General features: G+C 65.7%; 12 protein-coding genes and 1 pseudogene. 2 read left to right on the forward strand and 11 right to left on the reverse strand.

The features are described 5' to 3' along the window. Nucleotides 1–179: 179 nt before the first annotated feature. Complete coding sequence (locus DL544_RS16795) at nt 180–2603, forward strand: penicillin-binding protein 1A (protein ID WP_111128205.1); 2424 nt, start codon at nt 180–182, stop codon at nt 2601–2603. A 189-nt stretch (nt 2604–2792) separates the two neighbouring features. Beyond that, complete coding sequence (locus DL544_RS16800) at nt 2793–3437, forward strand: hypothetical protein (protein ID WP_139727587.1); 645 nt, start codon at nt 2793–2795, stop codon at nt 3435–3437. A gap of 228 nt (nt 3438–3665) precedes the next feature. Here DL544_RS16800 and DL544_RS16805 read toward each other — a convergent pair whose 3' ends face one another. From DL544_RS16805 to recG, 11 genes and pseudogenes are all read right to left on the reverse strand, one after another. Then, nucleotides 3666–4412, reverse strand: a complete 747-nt coding sequence (locus tag DL544_RS16805; protein WP_139727589.1) for a hypothetical protein — start codon at nt 4410–4412, stop codon at nt 3666–3668. Nucleotides 4413–4481: 69 nt separating this feature from the next. Next, nucleotides 4482–8534 (reverse strand): ESPR-type extended signal peptide-containing protein, encoded by a 4053-nt coding sequence (locus DL544_RS16810; RefSeq protein WP_139727591.1) that lies wholly within the window; start codon nt 8532–8534, stop codon nt 4482–4484. A 66-nt stretch (nt 8535–8600) separates the two neighbouring features. Next, a complete protein-coding gene (locus DL544_RS16815; protein ID WP_139727593.1) occupies nt 8601–9311 on the reverse strand; it encodes a pilus assembly protein in 711 nt (236 codons plus the stop codon). A gap of 18 nt (nt 9312–9329) precedes the next feature. Further along, nucleotides 9330–10463, reverse strand: coding sequence for a CfaE/CblD family pilus tip adhesin (locus DL544_RS16820; protein ID WP_139727595.1), 1134 nt, complete (start codon nt 10461–10463; stop codon nt 9330–9332). Next, nucleotides 10460–13185 (reverse strand): annotated as a pseudogene (locus DL544_RS16825) (TcfC E-set like domain-containing protein). Before DL544_RS16825 ends, DL544_RS16820 begins: the two are co-directional and overlap by 4 nt. Before the next feature lie 51 nt (nt 13186–13236). Further along, nucleotides 13237–13746, reverse strand: coding sequence for a CS1 type fimbrial major subunit (locus DL544_RS16830; protein WP_065185323.1), 510 nt, complete (start codon nt 13744–13746; stop codon nt 13237–13239). 281 nt (nt 13747–14027) lie between these two features. Further along, nucleotides 14028–14390 (reverse strand): NirD/YgiW/YdeI family stress tolerance protein, encoded by a 363-nt coding sequence (locus DL544_RS16835; protein ID WP_005418949.1) that lies wholly within the window; start codon nt 14388–14390, stop codon nt 14028–14030. A gap of 238 nt (nt 14391–14628) precedes the next feature. Next, nucleotides 14629–15906 (reverse strand): citrate synthase, encoded by a 1278-nt coding sequence (locus tag DL544_RS16840; RefSeq protein WP_005418950.1) that lies wholly within the window; start codon nt 15904–15906, stop codon nt 14629–14631. A 296-nt stretch (nt 15907–16202) separates the two neighbouring features. Continuing rightward, nucleotides 16203–16445, reverse strand: a complete 243-nt coding sequence (locus DL544_RS16845; RefSeq protein WP_005418951.1) for a type B 50S ribosomal protein L31 — start codon at nt 16443–16445, stop codon at nt 16203–16205. A gap of 88 nt (nt 16446–16533) precedes the next feature. Beyond that, nucleotides 16534–17472 carry a nucleoside hydrolase gene (locus tag DL544_RS16850; protein ID WP_065179092.1) on the reverse strand — a complete coding sequence of 313 codons (939 nt, stop codon included), beginning with the start codon at nt 17470–17472 and terminating at the stop codon, nt 16534–16536. A gap of 331 nt (nt 17473–17803) precedes the next feature. Further along, complete coding sequence (gene recG / locus DL544_RS16855) at nt 17804–19915, reverse strand: ATP-dependent DNA helicase RecG (RefSeq protein WP_005418953.1); 2112 nt, start codon at nt 19913–19915, stop codon at nt 17804–17806. Nucleotides 19916–19919: the final 4 nt, after the last annotated feature.

The raw sequence follows: 19919 nt of genomic DNA on the forward strand, positions 1-19919 counted from the left end.
CGTCCGAGCATTAATAACGTATTCTTAGCAAATGGCAACGGCCCTGCTGTGAAATCCCTCACGGATTCACCATGCAGCCCCTGACTGTTCCCCTTGCGCTCCCCGGTGCCGACCCCAGCCGCCACCTTGCGTAATCTATACTCTGCGACCACGAAATTCGCAATCGGAATCTGAACCCGATGACTCGACTCCGCCGCTGGCTGCGCTGGATCTTCCTGATTGTCCTGGTCCTGGCGCTGATCGGCGCGGCCGCCGTGGGCGGTCTGTACTATGCCGTTTCCTCCAAGCTTCCCGACGTGCAGACCCTGCGCGACGTGGAAATGCAGGAGCCGATGTACGTCTACGCTGCCGACGGCAAGCTGATGGCGGTGTTCGGCGAGACCCGGCGCACCCCGGTCACCATGAAGGACGTGCCCGAGCGCCTGAAGCAGGCCTTCCTGGCCACCGAGGACGCCCGCTTCTACGAGCATGGCGGCGTGGACTACATGGGCATCGGCCGTGCGGTCTGGCTGCTGGCCACCACCAACGACAAGCGCGTGCCGGGTGGCTCCACCATCACCCAGCAGGTCGCCCGCCAGTTCTTCCTCAGCTCCGAGTACAGCTACACCCGCAAGCTGGCCGAGATCCTGCTGGCGCGCAAGATCGAGTCCGAGCTGAGCAAGGACGAGATCTTCGAGCTGTACCTGAACAAGAGTTTCTTCGGCAACCGCGCCTACGGCGTGGCCGCTGCCGCCGAGTTCTATTACGGCAAGAAGCTGAACGAGCTGGACCTGGACGAGATGGCCTCGCTGGCCGGTATCCCCAAGTTCCCGTCGTCGGGCAACCCGATCTCCAACCCGGAACGTGCCCGCCAGCGCCGTGACAACTACGTGCTGCAGCGCATGGCCGACCTGAAGTTCGTCAGCCAGGCCGAGGCCGACGCGGCCAAGGCCGTGCCGATGCACGCCACCGCGCATGAGCCGCCGGTGCAGGTCGATGCACCCTACGTGGCCGAGCTGGTGCGCCAGGAAATGATCGCCCGCTTCGGCGGCGACGTGGTCAACAAGGGCTACCACGTCACCACCACGATCGACTCCACCCTGCAGACCGCCGCCAACCTGGCCGTCCGTGATGGCCTGCTGCTGTACGACCACCGCCACGGTTGGCACGGCGTGGAGAAGCAGGTGCAGCTGGGCGCTGGCGACGATACCGCCGCGCTGGCCGAGCACCTGCGCGGCATGTACGGCCAGGCCGGCCTGCTGCCGGCAATCGTCGCCAGCACCGCGGCCGATGGCAGCGCCACGGTGGTGCTGGCCAACCGCACCGAGATCGTGCTGCCGGCCGGCGCCGCCAAGTGGACCAACAAGACCCCGGGCAAGCTGGTGCAGCGCGGCGACATCGTGCGCGTACGCGCCGGTGCCAAGGACGGGGAGTGGCTGCTGGACCAGATCCCGCGCGGCCAGTCCGCGCTGGTCTCGCTGGATGCTCACAGCGGCGCGCTGAAGGCGCTGGTGGGTGGCTTCAGCTTCTCCGGCAACAAGTTCAACCGCGCCACCCAGGCCCGCCGCCAGCCGGGTTCGAGCTTCAAGCCGTTCGTCTACGCGGCCGCCTTCGACAAGGGCTACAACCCGGCCTCGATCGTGCTCGACGCCCCGGTCGTGTTCCGCGATCGCCGCGGCAAGACCTGGGCCCCGCAGAACGATGGCGGCGGCTTCCGCGGCCCGATGCGCCTGCGTGAAGCGCTGGTGCAGTCGCGCAACCTGGTCTCGGTACGCCTGCTTGATGGCATGGGCGTGGACTACGCGCGCAAGTACATCAGCGAGTTTGGCTTTGCCGAATCGGAGCTGCCGCCGAACCTGTCGATGTCGCTGGGCACTGCATCGCTGACCCCGCTGTCGGTGGCGCGTGGCTACGCGGTGTTCGCCAATGGCGGCTCGCGCGTGGATACCTGGCTGATCGACCAGGTCAATGACCGCGACGGCAACCTGGTGTTCAAGGAAAACCCGGCGCTGGCCTGCCGCGACTGCGCCGGCAGCAGCGATCAGCCGGTCAACCAGGTGGTGGATGGCTTCAACTTCGGCGCCCCGGCCCCGAAGGTGGACCCGGCCGCTGCGGCCAAGGCCGAAGCCAAGACCGAAACTGCCGCCGCTCCGGCCAACCCGGATGCCCGCACCGCTCCGCGCGCGATCGACGCCCGCACCGCCTACCAGCTGGTGTCGATGATGCGCGACGTGGTCCAGCGCGGTACCGGTGTGCAGGCCAAGGTGCTCGGCCGCGAGGACGTGGGCGGCAAGACCGGCTCCACCAACGACCATCGTGACGCCTGGTTCTCCGGCTTCGGCGGCCCGTACGTGACCACCGTGTGGGTGGGCCGCGACGACTTCCGCTCGCTGGGTTACCGCGAGTACGGCGGCAAGGCGGCGCTGCCGATCTGGATCGACTACATGCGCACCGCGCTGAAGGACACCCCGATCGCGCAGAACGAGCCGCCCAGCGGCATGGTCCAGGCCACGCTCAACGGCGCGACCGAGTGGGTGAAGGTGGAAGACATGGATCGCCTGACCGACTACGACCTGAACCTCAATACGCCGCAGGCCGACGCCGCCGCGTTCGATATCTTCTGAGGAAGGGTGCAGTGGGTGCCAACCGTGGGTTGGCACCGATGCGACTGTAGAGCCGAGCCCATGCTCGGCTCAGGGCCCCGCGTAGAGCAGCCGAGCGTGGGCTCGGCTCTGCATCCCCTCCGTGAAATACCTACGCGGATGTCACATCCGTGCGCTAGTCTGTAGCCAGGTCGCAACAGGAGTCATCGCATGCATCGCGCCCGTCAGCATGCTGCCAGCCAGACCCGCGAGCGGCGCCACCGCCTCGCCCACGAAGCCGCCCGCCTGATGGCTGAAGGCGGCATCCGCGACTACCACCAGGCCAAGTTGAAGGCCGCCAGCCGGCTCGGCATCCGCGACGATGCCTCCCTGCCGCGCAACACCGAGATCGAAGACGCCTTGCGCGAGTACCAGCGGCTGTTCGCCGGGCCCCAGCACGGCAATGAACTGCAGCGCCGCCGCGAGGCTGCGATGCGCGCGCTGGAGTTCCTGCACGGCTTCGCCCCACGGCTGGCCGGCCCGGTACTGGAAGGCACCGCCGATGCCAACAGCCCGGTGCAGCTTCACCTGCACAGCGACGACCCGGAAGCCGTGCATCGCTTCCTGGACGAGCACGGCATTCCCGCCGAATCGCGGACGCGCCGGCTGCGCATGGACCGCGAACGCAGCCTGGACGTGCCGGTGTGGGTGTTCAGTGCCGAGGAGCTGACCTTTGACCTGGCCGTGCTGCCGTACGATGCGCTGCGCCAGGCGCCGCTGTCGCCGGTGGATGAGAAGCCGATGCGACGCGCGTCTGTCGCACAGCTGCGGCAGCTGCTGGCCGAAGCGGAGATCACCGCGTATATCGGCGGGTGACAGCTGCGCGGGTTCTGGTGGATGCGGACCGTTGGTCCGCACGGTGCATCAGGCGTGCGGACACCTGGCCTAAGAGCAGCCGAGCATGGCTCGGCTCTACAGAAAGCGCGCTACCTGCTTCCTTCTTCTGGTGGGTGCGGACCGTTGGTCCGCACGGTGCTTCAGGCATCCGGATAGCTGACCGAAGAGCAGCCGAGCATGGCTCGGCTCTACAGGAGGTGCGTTGCCCTACCAGACATCATGGTGCTGCTCCTCCGTCTCATCGCCAAGCAGGCGCATCAGCCAGGGGGCTCCCGCCCGCTGCGGGTACGCCATCATCATCCGCGCGTGCATGTTCTGCAGATCGCCCAACAACCAGGTCTGGTTGTAGACATCGCCGAACGGATCGGACCACGCCGTCTGTATCCGCGCGCGCTCACCGCCGTTGAGGTTGGGCATCCTGTCCAGCGGCACCTCCAGCACCGGCTCCAGCGCCCGGTTGATGGCCGCGTTCTCCGCCTCCGCCGCACGCATGAGTTCCAGCCGATGGCTCACCTGCCAGCACGGGAAAGGGAAGCAGCTTCCCGTGGCATCGATGTACGCCGCGATGTCGGCCAACATGTGGGCCTTCAGCTGCCACACCACCGCACTGTCCAGCAGCTGCCGCACCCGCAGTGTGCGCAGCGTGCCGGCGCGGACATCCTCCGGCGTGGTGAACGGCTCGCCCGGGGTTGGGCCGCCATGCCGCACCAGCACGATGCGATGGATCGCCTCCTGGGTGATGTTCTCCACGCGCAGCGCGGCGGCCTCCGGATGCACGCGCGGCGGCGGCACACTCGATACCCGCCAGGTGTACCAGGCCGCCAAGCCCACGCCCGCCACGCACAGCAGGGCGAACAGCAGCCAGCGGTCCAGATTGCGGGTGTAGTAGTAAAAACGTGCCCGCCACAGATAGAACGTGCGATAGCTGATGAACCGGCTTACCCATCGATACATTGCCATTTCCTCGGCAAGGACCCCGGCGCGGCGGGGCGGATTACGCGCGTCACGCCGGGGCTCCATCGCTTACCAGCCGATGCCGACGCCGACGCCCATGCTGCGCTCACCGCTGTTGGTGAACGCCCCATTGAGGCTGAAGGTGGCCGAGCCCTTCTCGTTGAGCACGCGCTGGTAGCCCACCGCCATCGCCGACTCACCCTCGCTGTAGCCCACGCCCGCACCCAGGCGGTTGTAGGTGGCCAGGCCCGCGGTGTTCATCGCCATCGCGGTCTGTGCGCTGCTCATCGCCGCCATGCGGTTGAAGCGCTTGTCCATCTTGTCCAGGCGACGTTCGAAGTTGCTGATCGCGCCATCGGTGTACTCGTTGGCGCGTGCCAGCATCTTCTCCAGTTCAGCGGTATCGACCTGCGGCTTGGGCGTCTCATCCTTCTTCGTCTTCGGCTGCGGTGCGGGCTTCTCACCCTCGCCTGCCGATGCCGCCTGCTGGCCGCCTTCGGCCTGCGGCACCGGTGCTTCCTGCTCCGGCGCCGATGCGACGGCCATTGCCCGCGGCTGCGGCGCATCGATGCGCTCCTCCAGGCCATCGATACGGCCGTTGAGCTGCTGCTGCATCGAATGCAACTGGCCACCATTGACCGCATCGCGGCTGCCGGCCGCGACCAGGCCATTGGCGACGTTGGAGATGACCATGCCGTGGGTTCCGGCGAGGGTGAGCTGGTTAACTCCGTCGGCACGGGTCGAAGGTGAATTCTGGAAGATCGAGCTGAGCTGACCTTCCACCTTGTCAGCGCGACGGCCTGCGGTGATGACAGCGTCATCGAGCTCCATCAGCGCGTCCCCGACGGTGTTCTGAGTTCCACCCTGCACCATGTAGGTCGGGGCGATGATGTTGCCGCTTGCGTCCATGCCGGCGCCACCGCCGAGGGTAGCGAGGGAATCCTTGAGCTGAGAGACGGTGGTGGCGTTGTGGTCGGCGGTGCCACGGGCGATGTTCACGAGGCGACGCTGCATACCGCTGTTGCCGAAGGATACAACTCCAGCTTCATTTGCCTGTGCGTCTCTTCCAAGTGCCAGCGAACCATGGGCTCCACTCCCGATCTTTGCACCCGCACCAATAGCAACACCATCATTTGCTCCGCCACCTGCAGACCCCACCTCCGCACCAGCCCCCATTGCAAAGCCATCCTCGGATTCCTCGAAAACGGTAGCTCCTCGCCCAATCGCAGTTGAATTCCTCCCCATTGCTCTGGCTCGCGTCCCAACAGCTGTGCCACTTTCAGCACCGGTTCTGGCCGAGTTGCCGATAGCGACCCCTCCCGCTCCCGCTTCAGCAGATTCACTGATGGGGGCCACACCAATACTCAGATACTGACTCACGCCTTCTAAAGCTGAGATCCGTGAGTTACTTGAATGCAGTTGCTTCCCAGATACAGCCTCAGTACTGCTGGTACTCAGCAAGCCATCCGCCACACCACTGATCTTCCGGTTGGCATTGGCGCTATTGCGAACATCCAACGTCGTTCCGCTGTTCCTTTCGCCCAGACGCACATTGCCGGTCGTAGACACTTGTGCCACAAGCCCGCCAAGCGCTGCGGTTTCGACCAACGCCTTGGCTGCATCCGTCTTTGCCGCCGCCGCCTCTGTGCCCGCAGCCCTGGCAATGCTCTCCACCGCCGCCACCTTGTCATTGGTGGCATTGAGCTGCCTGCCGTTGACGGCTTCATAACTGCTGGCATTGACCAGACCATCGGCCACACCAGTCAGCTTTCGACTCGCATTCGCACTATTGCGCACATCCAACACCGTTCCGCTGTTCTTCCCACCCAGGCGGACATTGCCGCTGGCGGCGGTCTGGCTGACCAGCCCTTCCAGCGCACTCGTGCTGACCAGCGCCTTGGCAGCATCTGCCTTCGCAACCGTTGCATCCGCCTGCGCGGCCGTAGCCGCTTTCTCCACGGCAGCGACCTGCACGTTGGTGGCATTGAGCTGCTTGCCGTTGACCGCTTCATTGCTGCTGTCACCCAAGTCGCCGTCAGCCACACCGACAACCTTCCGGCTGGCGTTGGCACTGTTGCGCACGTCCAGTACGGTGCCGCTGTTCTTCCCACCCAAACGGACATTGCCGCTGGCGGCGGTCTGAGAGACCAGGCCGGCGAGCGCGGTCGTCTCGGTCAGTGCCTTGGCGGCGTCGACCTTGGCGGCGTTGGCTGCCGTCTGCGCGCTCGTGGCCGTGCTCTGCGCGGTGGATACGGCCTGGTTGGTCGCGAACAGCTGATTGCCGGTGATGGCATCGGTACTGCCATTGCTGACCGCGCCATCGGCAATGTACTGGATCTTGCGCTTGAGAGTGGCACTGCCCACCGATACGGAGTTGACGGACGCCGTCACTGAGCCGGCACCCAATGCCACTGCATTGTCATGGCGGGCGTTGGCCCGGTCACCCAGTGCAACGGCGCTGGTGTTGGCCGATACCGCAAGATTGCCCAACGCGGTGGCGAACTGCGCCTTGGCCTCGCTGCCACGCCCCAGCGCAGTGGACTGCTTTGCTGTGGCTTTGCTCAGGTACCCCATTGCAGTGGCATGCTCGGCGGCCGCATTGGCATCACCGCCTATGGCAATGGAGAAGTTTCCGCTCGCGATGGCTCGGAAGCCGGTCGCGACCGCGCCGTTTGCGCTGCGCGTGTTCGCTCCGATGGACACGCCGGCATTCTGGTTGTTCACCTTGTTTCCCTCTGCATCGACGCCGGCCAGCGCATCGAACCCGAGTGCGACACTGCGACCGTTGTAGGCCTTGGCGTTGTTGCCGATGGCGGTGCTGATACCGTAGCTGCCCGACTCTGCAACTGCGCCCTTGCCCAGCGCCAGGGTGGTGGCATCGATACGGTTGGTGGCCGACTGGGCGAGCGTACGGACGTCGGCAAGGTCTCCCTTTACAGTTCCCACTGCCGATTCCACTGTCCCCAGCCTGGTGTTCGTGGCGTTGAGCTGCCGGCCATTCACGGCATCCGTACTGCTTGTCGTCAACGTTCCATCAGAAACGCCACTCACTTTTCGCGTCGCCAACACTGCATTGCGCATGCTGACTTCCGTGCCGGTATTGCTGTTGGCAATACGCACTATGCCGCTCGCGGAATCCTGCTTGATCAAGCCATCGACCCGCTCGTTCATCGCATGCAGTTGCTTGCCGGTAACGGCATCTGAGCTGGAAGCCGTGATGCGGCCGTCTTCCACGTTCACAATCCGCCGTCGCAGCGTGGAACTGCCCACAGAGACAGTATTCACTTCGGTTGCGGAAGAACGCACACCCAGCGCAACTGCTCCTTGCGCGGCTGCCGACGCACCGTAGCCCAGGGCTACGCCATCAATGCGCGCCTCGGCGCCACCGCCTATGGCGATTGCACCGGTGTAACCCGGCGTCCCGGCCTTCGCAGCAGCACCAATGGCGATGCCGGACGTGCCGCCGCCGGTATCAACCGAGGCTTTGCTGCCCAAGGCTACGCCATCAACGCCATTGGCAAATGCGTTCGCGCCCATTGCAACCGCATTCTCGCTCTGTGACAACGAGCCACTGCCGATCGCAAGCGCGTTCTGACGCGTTGCCGCAGCGCTGTTTCCGAATGCGGTGGAGCCGATTCCCTTGCCGTAGGCATTGGCGCCTACAACCGTGCTGTGACCACCATTGGCAGTCGCGTTGTAGCCCACGGCAACACTGTCTACGCCGTTGATGGTGGCCTTGTAGCCAAACGCGGATCCATAGTTGCCAACGATCCGGCTTTGGTGTCCGAAACCCGCCCCCCAGCTGCCACTCAGATACGTCCCGCCACCAATGATCAGATACTCTTTCGCATCGGCCGCAGCGTTAGCCCACAAGGTTCCATCGGTCTGACCCGCATGTGGAAGGCAGCGAAGATAGTTGGAACCAGAGTCAAGGACCGAGCAGCCATAGTAGTCAACTCCTGCGGTCGCATCCTGCATGGCGGCTGTAGCCGTCAACGCGACCACCAGTACTGGAATCAGCCTGCGCGGGCCGCTGGTGCTTCCTTTTACTACAGCCAGCTCGCTGGCTACCTCCCAGCACCCCTTGGCCCGGTTCCAGATACGTCGATAGATTCGATTCATGGTCTTTCTCCTTAACAGTGTGCGGAAAAGGCAACCCGCGCTAGGCGCGGGACGCAGGGAGGTGGATCAACCGGACTGGATGGCCACGTCCTGGACGTGCTCGCGATAGCCGTCCTGGGAAAGCCGGTAGCGCAGGCGCAGCGAATTGCCCGGCTGTGGCTGGAACGGCAGGGTGAAATCGGCGTCCGGGTACAGGCTGTGCGAGAGGTCGTGCGGTGTGCAGACGCCGGCGGCCGTGCATTCGGCCGCATGGACGATGCCCACGCGCAGGGTGCCGCTGTTGTGCAGCGTGTTGCCGCGCACCTGCAGGTCGACCACGCCGTCGGCGGGCACCACGTTCACCAGCGCACCCCACACCAGGCTGACGCCGACGTCTGCGTGCGCAGCGTCGTCGCTGCTTTCCAGTTCAGTGCCTTCCGGGCTGCGCACACCTTCGAAGTACACGCGGTACGCGGTTTCCTTCTGCACCGGCTGCAAAGGGATCAGCCGGATCAGGCGATTGCCACCGCCTGACAGCGCGAACTTGCCGGGCGTAATGGCAATGGCCGAATCGGCGACCTCGATATCCTGCTCCTGTTCGCGGGGCGTTGCCGGGTGGTCGATGCGGCGCAGGCTGGCCTGTACATACTGCGGGCGGGTGGACTGCGAGTAGACGCGGATCTGCGCACCGCGCTTGGCATCCATCGCGGTTCGCATGGGATGGATGGACAGGTTGGCGTGTGCTGCTGGCGCAAGCAGCGCACTCAACGGCAGCATCCAGACGATCAGTTTGTTCATGGCAGGCTCCGTGTGGGATCAGGGTTTGGCGGTGGGGACGCGCAGTTCGACCGTCAGCTCGCCCTCGTAGAGACCGGGGCGCTTGCTGGCGACGGGGGTGGGAGGTGTCAGCAATGTCAGCGGCGTGGGCACGCAATAGACCGGCTGGCTGATACCGGGCAGCTTGACCAGGCGCAGTTCGGCGCTGTCGATGCCATGCAGCAGTTCTTCCACGCCATGCCGCATGCGGATATCGCGCCCGCCGTAGTTCAGGCTGACGTGGTAGTCCAGGCGCTGGCGGTCGTCGCTGCCACCATCGCGATGCCAGACCGCGAAGTCGCTGCCGGGTGGCGGGCGCGGCCCGCTGTCACGCACGGTGACGCCGAGGAATTCGCTCTGCGAGCCGAGGCCGTCGTAGAGGCACATTTCCAGCTGCTTGCGGCCGCCTACCATCTGCTTGATGGGGTCGTAGCGCAGGTCCATGTTAACCAGCGGCGCGACGGTGTCGAAGGCCGGAAAGTAGATCGAGATCGCGTCGTAGTCGGTGACGGTGAAGTCGAAGTTGAAGGTGGCTGTGGCGACGGGTGCTGCGGCGGGGTCGGCCTTGATGTTCAGGCGCATCGTGGCCTTCCAGTGACCTGCGACGAGGCGCGCCAGTTCTGATGGTGGAAGCGCAAGCCTCGCACCCGTACCGATTGGCTGATCGATACCACAGGTGTAATAGAAGGCTTCATAGAGCGCCCGCTGACTGCTGTCCCAGTAGTCCGGGCTGCAAGTCCAATCGCTCAGTATTCTCTGAAGGCTTCCGAGCAGCCGAAGCTCTGCCTGCAGGCCGGTCCGGATCTCTACAAGCCGCAAAGCGACTTCGGACGGTCCGCTAACTATCGATGAATCTCCTTCGGTCGGGCACCGACCGAATTCACTGTCTGAAGCAGACTCACATACCACATGGATCTGCCCATACTTCATCGCCACGTCATGACTGAACCCCAGCACCGTCCTCGGCGCCCACAGCTCCACGTCACCAGGCACGGCCGAGCGGTCCCACGACATCACGATGTCCCGGCTCTGGTCGGTGGGATGCGTCTCCGGCGGCCACTGCGCCCACGCCCGCGGCATCACCAGCACCAGCGCACACACCAGCATCAACACGAACATCCAACGCCGGCTCATGGCGTTCCTCCTGCAGCAGCGGTCTGGGGCGTGGCGGCAATCAGCGCGCGTTCCTGCAGCAGCCGGGTGACACGGGCCTGCTGGCGGATCTCCGCCGGCAGCTGGGCCACGGCCAGCGGTTCGCAGCGCACGGCACCGACCAGCAGCACCACCTGGCGGCGCTCGCGCACCTGCAGCGGGCAGTGCAGCAGTCGGTCGTCCTGCAGCAGGTAGAGCGTTGTCTCGCGACGCGGGAAGTCGGCGACGAAGCCGCCGTTGGCGCTGGTGCCGGGCACCGGCGCGTTGAGGATGCGGGCGCCGCCCAGCGGCGCGCCGGCAAGCGTGCGGGCGGTGCCGATGAAGGTGTAGGTCACTTCGATCGGCACCGGCATGCGCATCAGCCGCCCTGGCGCCAGGAACATCGGTCGCGCACCGCCTGTGCCGCTCACGCGGATGGCGGCCATGCTGGTATCGATGCCGGCATCCTGCAGTTCGGCCCGGTGCGACTGGTAGGCGGTCAACGGCAGCAGCCGGGCTCGCCGATCTGCAGCCGTTGCCGGCCCGCGCCGCTCACCTGCAGTTCGGCCGCCACGCCCTGCAGGTCCAGGTCATCGGTGGCGGCCACCTGTACCGCCAGCCCAGCATCGGCGCCGGTGCCTGCGCCCCAGTAGGCGCCCCGCCGGCCCAGCGCGAAGGCGGAGCTGTGCGTGCCACTGTAAGCGGTCTCGCTGCGGCCATGCTGCTGGTAGTACGCCACGGTGGCGCCGGTCTGTCCGTAGCGGTTCTGCAGCTGCCCGCCCAGCGATGCGCTGTAGCGGTCGTTGTTGTTGGCGCGCAGCTCGGAGGTCAGCTCACGCAACTGCGCGTCCACCTCCTGGCGATAGCTCTGGCCGACGCTGTAGTTGATCTCCGGCCGCTGGTGCTGCGGCTGGCGCATGTCCACCGCATAGCGGCGCTGGCCGTTGCCAACATGGCTGCGCTGCAGGCGGGTGAAGCTTACGTTGAGGTAGATGCCACGGTCGCGCGTGCGCGTGTCGCGGGCACTGTCGTGGCTGAGCTGCTGCCACAGGCCCAGCCGCGTGGAGACGCTGAAATCCTGCCAACGATGGCTGCGGCTGAAGCTGGCCTGCCAGGTGCGGCTGAGCTGCGGCTCGCGGTGCGGTTGCAGCGGTTGCGGCGGCAGGAACGGATTCAGTGGCGCCAACGGATCATCGTCACCGGGACGGCTCCAACCGGTGCGCCAGGTCTGGCGCCGGGTATGTCCGAGGTAGGCCGTACCACCGGCGATCGGCAGCGACACCGATCCGCTGAGCGAGTTGGTGCAGCCCAGGCGGTCCCGTGCATCGGCCTCGAACTGGCAGGCCTTGCCACGCATGCGCTGCTGGTAGATGTTCCAGGAGGCGCTGCGGCGGTATGACAGCTGATGCTGCTGGCCGTGGCTGCCATCGCTGCCGCGCATGCCGCTGAAGGTTGCGCGCATCTCCTGCGTGGCCAGCACGCGGCGCAGGTCCACGCGCAGTTCGCCATAGCTGTGCCCGCCCAGATGGGCAACGCCCGCGGTAACGGCCAGGTCGCGTGCCAATGGCACACGCATGCCGGCCACCGCCACCTGTTCGCTGTCGAAGCGGTCGCTGCGGCGCTCGTTGCGGCGGCCACCCTGCACGAACCACTGCCATTGGCTGTCGGTCCAGTCACCGCCCTTGTCGAACGGGGCTTCTTCGGTACGCACCAGCACGCCATCCTCGTAGATGCGCATGCGCACCAGGTAGCTGCCGAACGGGAAGTTGCGGGTATCGATCTGGTTGATGCCGGCCTGCAGGTAGTAGGTCTGCAGCAGGCGCTCGCCGTCGAACACGTCCACGCGCGCATCGCGGGCGAGCAGGACCGTCAGTGGCGAGGCCTGCACGGCAGCATCGCTGTCCACGTAAGCCTGGGTGGTGCCCACGCGGGCACCGTCGAAGCGGTCCAGCGGCAGCATGCTGAAACCGAAGGTGCCGCCCGGTGGGCTGGACAGGTTGCGGCGGTCCATGCGCCCGGCCTGCAGGTAGTACTGCTGGCCCAGGTCATGGCGGTAATAAACGTTGTCGAATTCGAAATGCGCATCGCCACCACTGCTGCGGTAGCGCTGCTGGGTGAAGTACCAGTCGGCGGACATATGGCCCCGCTGGAACAGGCCCAGAACGCCGGTACCGCGCGCACTGAACGACTGGTAGTCACGCCCACCGGTGAGGTTGAGCACCTGCTGGTGCAGGAAAGCGTTCTCGGCATTGCTGCTGAGCGCGTGGAAGCGTTCCGCGGCGGGTTCGCCACCGATCCACTTGCGGGCCACGAACAGGCGCACGGCGCCCTCGCCTTCGTCATACAGCGCGCGCGCGGCCGCAGGGTCTTCCGGGGGATCCAGATAGCCGCAACCGGCCTCGGCGCCACCGAAGCGGCAGGCCAGGTGGCTGTTGCGTGGCAGCGGCTGCGACAGTGCCGGCAGCAGCGCGGCCTGCGCCTCGGCGGACAGGTCCAGTGCCTGCAGCACGCGCGCGGGATCTTCCAGCTGCACATGCTCCAGGGTGACGCGCACCGGCGACAGCCCGGCCGAGCGGCCGAACAGCTGGATGTCGAGTTGTTCGGTCTGTCCTTCGACCAGATCTTCGAAACCGGGCGGGACGCCGCGCGCGGCCGCCAGCGGAGTGGACAACGCCAGGGCGAGCGCGACCGCCAGCCGGGTGACGGCGGGGGCGTGTGAGGTCATGGGGGTACCGCTGGAGAAGCGGCCGGCCCGGGAACCGGGCCGGCGCGGGGATTACGGCGAGGTCGCCTTCTGGTTCAGCACGACGTTGACGATGCCGCTGTAGCGACCCTTGGTGGTGATCGGGGCCGGGGTGGCCTGGGCGATGGTCAACGGCATCGAGATCGAGGCGCCCGGGGTCGAGCCGGCGCCGGTGAACAGGTCGACTGCCTTGTATTCGATGGCGGCGGCACCCAGTGCGCGATTGTTGAGGCTGATGGTCATCGGCACGGTGACGGTGCCGGTTTCATTTGCGAGGGCAAACGCACCGTCGATGCGTGCCTCGATATCCGCGGTGTCATCATTGGAGTGAATGCGCACGCGCTGCGTGTCCGGAATCAGGCCGCGCAGCGGATCGTGGGTCAGCGTGACCAGGTCCGGCAACGGGGTGCCGTCATCACGCAGCAGTGCCAGGGTCGGGTCGACGTCGGCATAGACGGAGATCTTGGTTTCCAGCGCGTGCGCGGACAGCGAAGCGGTGGCCAGCGCTGCCGCGAGCGCGGTCTTCTTGATGATGGCGTGCATGGTTGTCTCTCTCGGACAAAGGGGGAATATGAAAGCTCCCCTCCCCAAGGAGAAAAGGGAGGGGAGCATCGCCCGCGGGGATGGGTGCGGGCGACGGAGAGAATGTTAGAAATCCATTGCCATGCAGGCCATTCAAGCATTCCTAAAACACTGAGTGTTAAGGAGAATTCTTGAATTCGCTCAATGTTCGAGGGTTATGCAATTTCCCTCATCGGTTCAATGCAACAAACCTCATTGCATTGAATTTGTAGAGCCGAGCCCACGCTCGGCTACCGTTGGCTTCAACCTGCAGGCACGACGGTGACGTGATCGACATCGATGTCGGTGGGCTTGAAGCGATGCGTGTCGACCTTGCCACGCAGCTCGACCACGGTATCGGCACCGATGGCCTGCGGCGGCAGGTCTTCGTCATCGATCTCGACCTCGATCTGGCCGCTGGCATCACGGAACTGGTAGCGCTCGTCACCGATCTTGGCGGTGAGGGTGCCACGCAGCACCACCGGATGATCATCGCGCTGCGCACGTGCGTCGGCGACGGTGCTGGCAGCGGCCCCTGCCCCCGGCCCGGTGTACTGCGCGAAGGCCTGCGGGCTCAGCAGGGCCAGCGGCGTGGCGATGAAAGCGATGGCGATCAGTCGGTTCATGGCGTTCTCCATACAGGGATCAGTACGCACAGGTTCTATCGCCTTCGACGTGATACCCATGCAATAGATCCGAAAAGATGTGAATGCGACATTCATTGTCAGAACGCGTTCAGATCCGGAAGCGGGCTCTTATCGTGCGGACCAACGTTCCGCGGTCGCCATCCGCCGAAGCCGATCAGGGCACAAAAAAAACGCCCCGCAGATGCGGGGCGTTCTCAGCAGAATCTGCTGCGGGCGATCAGCCCTGGTAGTCGCGCACGTCGCTGCCGGTGTAGACCTGGCGCGGACGGCCGATCTTCATTTCCGGATCGACCTGCTGTTCCAGCCAATGCGACACCCAGCCGGAAGTACGGCCCAGGGCGAACATGACGGTGAACATTTCGGTCGGGATCTGCAGTGCCTTGTAGATGATGCCGCTGTAGAAATCGACGTTCGGGTACAGCTTGCGGGCGACGAAGTACTCGTCCTGCAGCGCAGCCTGTTCCAGCTTCACGGCCACGTCCAGCAGCGGATCCTGCACGCCCAGCTGCTTGAGCACCTTGCTGGTCATCTCGCCGATGACCTTGGCGCGCGGGTCGAAGTTCTTGTAGACGCGGTGGCCGAAGCCCATCAGGCGGAAGCCGGAGGTCTTGTCCTTGGCCTTGACCACGGCGGACTCGACGTTGTCGGCGCTGCCGATCTCTTCGAGCATCTTCAGCACGGCTTCGTTGGCACCGCCGTGGGCCGGACCCCACAGCGCGGTGACGCCCGCAGCGACCGACGCGTACGGGTTGGCGCCGGTCGAACCGACCAGGCGCACGGTCGAGGTCGAGGCGTTCTGCTCGTGGTCGGCGTGCAGGATGAACAGCAGGTCCAGCGCCTTCACCACGTCCGGGTTCAGGTCGTACTGGCCGTCAGCGGACTCGAAGGTCTGCTTCAGGAAGCGGCTGACGTAGTCCAGCGAGGTGTCCGGCTTGTTGGCCGGCAGGCCCTTGCCGTGGCGATAGATCAGCGCCGACAGGGTCGGCACCTTGGCGATCAGGCGCACGGCGGCCTTGCGGCGCTGCTCGGCGTCGGACAGGTCCAGCGAGTCGTGGTAGATGGCCGACAGCTGCGCGATCGCGGCCGCCAGGATCGCCATCGGGTGGGCATCCTTGGCGAAGCTGCCGATCAGGGTGTTGATCGAATCGTCGACGTTGGCTTCGGCGGTCAGCTCATCGGTGAAGGCCTTCAGCTGCTCGGCGCTCGGGCGCTCGCCGTTGATCAGCAGGTAGGCCACTTCGACGTAGCTCGACTTTTCCGACAGCTGTTCGATCGGGTAGCCGCGGTACAGCAGCACACCCTTGTCGCCGTCGATGTAGGTGATGGCGGACTTGCAGCTGGCCGTCGCGGTGAAGCCGGAATCGTAGGTGAAGAACCCCGTTTCCTTGGTCAGCTTCGCGATGTCGACGCAGTCGTTGCCAAGGGTGGGTTTGATGACGGGCAGAACGACGGACTTATCGCCGGCGTTGAGCGTGACCTGATCAAGATCGGACACTGTGTGCGCTCCTTCATGGGAAGGCGCCTGCCCAAGCGCATTGGTCAGGCACGTGAATGACGTCCTCGGCCTGTGCCGGGGATCACATCATTATCGCACAGCAGCATTTGTCGGGTGCTAGACGGAAGTCGTATACGACAGGCGGCCGGACACCGGCCGTTGAGCGGCCCGGATCGGCAAAAGCGTTGTCACACGAACGCAGTGTTCCGTCCATCCAAACGCCCGTTGGGTTGGCGTTGGGGAAAAACAAACGGCCGCGCAGAGCGCGGCCGTCGGTTCGAAGCTGGATCGACAGATCAGCGCGCGTAGCGCTTCTGGAACTTGTCGATACGGCCCGAGGTGTCGATGACCTTGTGCTTGCCCGTGTAGAACGGGTGCGAAGCAGAGGAAATTTCAACCTTGACCAGCGGGTATTCGTTGCCGTCTTCCCACTGGATGGTTTCCTTCGTGCCCATGGTCGAGCGGGTCAGGAACTTGAAATCGGAGGTGACGTCATGGAAGACGACGTCGCGGTAGTTCGGATGGATATCGGCCTTCATGGGCTCACACCGTAAATGGGCTGGTGGTCAAGAGCGGCATTATAAGCACCGGTTGCCGCTCGGGGCAACCGGTGGCGGTCAATCGAGGTCAGTCCGCGCCCAGGGCCTGGCGCACCAGGGCCTCGAAACGCTGCTGGTCGTAGGCCATCAGCAGATCGCAGTTGTCCGGCTGGCCGGTCTGGCGGTTCCAGTCGACGATGGTGGCGCCTCGGCTGAACGTGCCATTCAGTTCCACGTTCAGCGGCCGTGACTCGACCTGCAGCTGCCCTTCTGGATTCAGCGCCCACGCCATGGCCACCGCATCGGCCGTATACCAGCGGCCGCCCTTGGCATCTTCCGACAGCGCGCGGGTCTTGCGCGAGATCAGTTCGTAGAAGCGGGCGCGGTCGGAATCGGCCTGCAGCCATTTCTCGGCGCCCTCCAGCGGCAGGCCGTGGGCAACGGTCGCCTCCCAGTCCGACACCAGCAGGTGCTTGAACGAGGTGAACACCACGTGCGCGGCTTCAGGATCGAAGGCGATGTTGAATTCGGCTGCCGGGGTGATGTTGCCGTGGCAGGTAACCGCGCCACCCATCACCACGATGCGCTTGATGCGCTGGGGCAGGGTCGGGTCCAGCTTCAGTGCCAGCGCCAGATTGGTCAGCGGGCCCAACATCACCAGCATCAGTTCGCCGGCGTGTTCGTGCGACAGGCGCAGGATGGCCAGGGCAGCGTGCTCGGCCTCGGCCTGGCGGCTCGGCGGCGGCAGGTCCACGTCGCCGTAGCCATCACGGCCATGCACGTGGGCAGCGTCAACGGAGGGATGCAGCAGCGGATCCGGGCTGCCGGCAAACACCGGTACGTCGGGGCGGCCGACGATGTCACAGAGCTTGAGGGCGTTGCGGACGGTGTATTCGAGGCCGACATTGCCGGCGGCGATGGTCAGGGCGACCACGTCGTGCCGTTCATCGGCAAAGGCCATCAGCAGGGCCAGGGCGTCGTCCACACCGGGATCGGTGTCGATCAACAGGGGGATCTTGTGGGTCATCGTTGCCGTCTTCAGATCGGCAACGAAGTGTGGACCGGGATGATGACCGTTGCAAGTACGGGGGTTGGGGTTCTGGCAGGGCTGCGCCCTGCACCCGCGGTAGTGCCGGCCGCTGGCCGGCAACTTCGACAGCAACGTCAAAAACGGGTTTCCCGCGGCTGGCGGGGAAGAGCTCTCTGTAGAGTCGAGCCATGCTCGACTCCCGCGCGCAGCGCGCACAGCAGCCGAGCGTGGGCTCGGCTCTACAGTGGATCCACGCCGTGCGTGGATGAGCGTCCCGGAAATGGGGTCAGAGGCCATTGCTGCGCAAAGGGCTCCGACCCCGGGGTGCCTACGCCGAGGCGTAGCGCACAGCGGTGCCGATCCAGCGCTGCACCACGCGATCGGCCAACGCGGGCTGCTGGGCCAGCAGGCGCTCGGCCAATTCATGCACGCCGGGCAGCAGGCCAGCGTCGCGGGCCAGGTCGGCAATGCGGAAACCGGCCAGGCCAGTCTGGCGCGTCCCGAGCAGTTCGCCGGGGCCGCGCAGTTCCAGGTCCTTCTCGGCGATGACGAAACCATCGTTGGTTTCGCGCATGGTCTGCAGGCGCTCACGCGCCATCTGCGAGAGTGGTGCCTGGTACAGCAGCACGCAGCGCGACACCGCCGAACCGCGGCCCACGCGGCCACGCAGCTGGTGCAGCTGGGCCAGGCCGAGGCGCTCGGCGTTCTCGATCACCATCAACGAAGCATTCGGCACGTCCACACCCACTTCGATGACCGTGGTCGCGACCAGCAAGTCGATCTCGCCGGCCTTGAACGCCACCATCGTCGCCAGCTTTTCAGCAGCCTTCAGGCGGCCATGCACCAGCCCGACGCGAACGCCCGGCAGCAGCGCCTGCAGCGATTCGTAGGTGGCCTGCGCCGGGGTGGCATCCAGTTCTTCGCTTTCCTCGATGAGCGTGCACACCCAGTACACCTGCCGCCCTTCCTGGCAGGCCAGCGCAATGCGCTCGATCAGTTCCGGGCGACGGTCATTGTTCAAGGCCACGGTCTGCACAGGGGTGCGGCCCGGTGGCAGTTCGTCGATGGCCGATACATCCAGGTCTGCGTATTCGGACATCGCCAGCGTGCGCGGAATCGGCGTGGCGGTCATCACCAGCTGGTGCGGCACGCTGTTGCCGCCCGCGCCCTTGTCGCGCAGCGCCAAGCGCTGGTGCACGCCGAAGCGGTGCTGCTCGTCGACGATGGCCAGCGCCAGGTCCTGGAACACCACCGCCTCCTGCATCAGCGCGTGGGTTCCGACCACCACCTGCGCTTCGCCGTTGGCGACCTGCTCCATCACTTTGGCGCGCGCCTTGCCGGTGACCTTGCCGGCCAGCCAGGCGATGCGCACGCCGAGCGGTTCCAGCCAGCCACGCAGATTGTTGAGGTGCTGCTCGGCCAGCAACTCGGTGGGGGCGGCCAATGCGACCTGCTTGCCCTGCTCCACCGCCAGCATGGCGGCCAGCGCGGCTACCACCGTCTTGCCGGAGCCGACGTCGCCCTGCACCAGCCGCAGCATCGGGCTGGGCCGCGCAAGGTCCTCACGGATCTGCTTGAACACGCGTGCCTGCGCGCCGGTCAGCGCGAACGGCAACTGCTTCAGCAGCGCCTTGGCCAGTTTTCCGGGGCCGGCCAGCGGCGGCGCATGGTGCGCCTGCAATGCAATACGCTGGCGACGCAGGCTGAGGTGATGGGCCAGCAGTTCTTCCATCGCCAGGCGACGCTGCGCCGGGTGGGTACCAGCCGCCAACGCGGCCAGATCGGCATCCGGCGGTGGCCGGTGCACGGTCAGCAGCGCGCTGCGCAGCGGCGGCAGGCCCAGGCCATCGAGCCAACCGTTGGGCAGCAGTTCCAGCGTGCTTTCCTCGGGCAGGCGGTCCAGCGCCTGGCCGATCAATTTGCGCATGGTCATCGGGCCGACCCCTTCGACGGTGGGATACACCGGATCGAGGCGGTCGCCGAGTTCGGGATCGTCGTTGCGGCCCAGCACCTGGTAGCTGGGATGGACGATTTCCAGGCCGAGGTGGCCGGGCTTGGGCGTGCCGAAGCAGCGCAGCCGGGTGCCAACCGCGAACTGCCCGACCTGCTGCTGGCGGAAGTGGAAAAAGCGCAGCACCAGGGTGCCCTGCCCTTCGTCTTCCACCGCCACTTTCAGCATCGGCCGGTAGCGCATGCCACGCTCGACTGCGACCACCCGCCCTTCCACCTGCGCCGGCACGCCGTTGCGCAGGTCTTCGATGCGGGTCAGCCGGGTCCGGTCTTCATAGCGCAGCGGCAGGTGAAGCCAGAGATCCTGCAGGGTGGCCAGGCCACGTGCCTGCAGTTTGGCGGCCACGGCCGGACCGACGCCGGCAAGCATCGCCAGGGATGCTTCGCCGGACGGTGACAGGACCGGGGTGACCGCCGCCTTGCGTGCCACGTGG

The sequence above is a fragment of the Stenotrophomonas sp. pho genome (assembly GCF_006228405.1).
Classification (GTDB): Bacteria; Pseudomonadota; Gammaproteobacteria; order Xanthomonadales; family Xanthomonadaceae; genus Stenotrophomonas; species Stenotrophomonas sepilia.

Coding starts and splice junctions, on each gene's coding strand:
- DL544_RS16795 (WP_111128205.1), top strand. CDS start 180: ATGACTCGACTCCGCCGCTGGCTGCGCTGGATCTTCCTGATTGTCCTG.
- DL544_RS16810 (WP_139727591.1), bottom strand. CDS start 8,534: ATGAATCGAATCTATCGACGTATCTGGAACCGGGCCAAGGGGTGCTGG.
- DL544_RS16815 (WP_139727593.1), bottom strand. CDS start 9,311: ATGAACAAACTGATCGTCTGGATGCTGCCGTTGAGTGCGCTGCTTGCG.
- DL544_RS16830 (WP_065185323.1), bottom strand. CDS start 13,746: ATGCACGCCATCATCAAGAAGACCGCGCTCGCGGCAGCGCTGGCCACC.
- DL544_RS16835 (WP_005418949.1), bottom strand. CDS start 14,390: ATGAACCGACTGATCGCCATCGCTTTCATCGCCACGCCGCTGGCCCTG.
- DL544_RS16820 (WP_139727595.1), bottom strand. CDS start 10,463: ATGAGCCGGCGTTGGATGTTCGTGTTGATGCTGGTGTGTGCGCTGGTG.
- DL544_RS16850 (WP_065179092.1), bottom strand. CDS start 17,472: ATGACCCACAAGATCCCCCTGTTGATCGACACCGATCCCGGTGTGGAC.
- DL544_RS16805 (WP_139727589.1), bottom strand. CDS start 4,412: ATGTATCGATGGGTAAGCCGGTTCATCAGCTATCGCACGTTCTATCTG.
- DL544_RS16800 (WP_139727587.1), top strand. CDS start 2,793: ATGCATCGCGCCCGTCAGCATGCTGCCAGCCAGACCCGCGAGCGGCGC.
- DL544_RS16845 (WP_005418951.1), bottom strand. CDS start 16,445: ATGAAGGCCGATATCCATCCGAACTACCGCGACGTCGTCTTCCATGAC.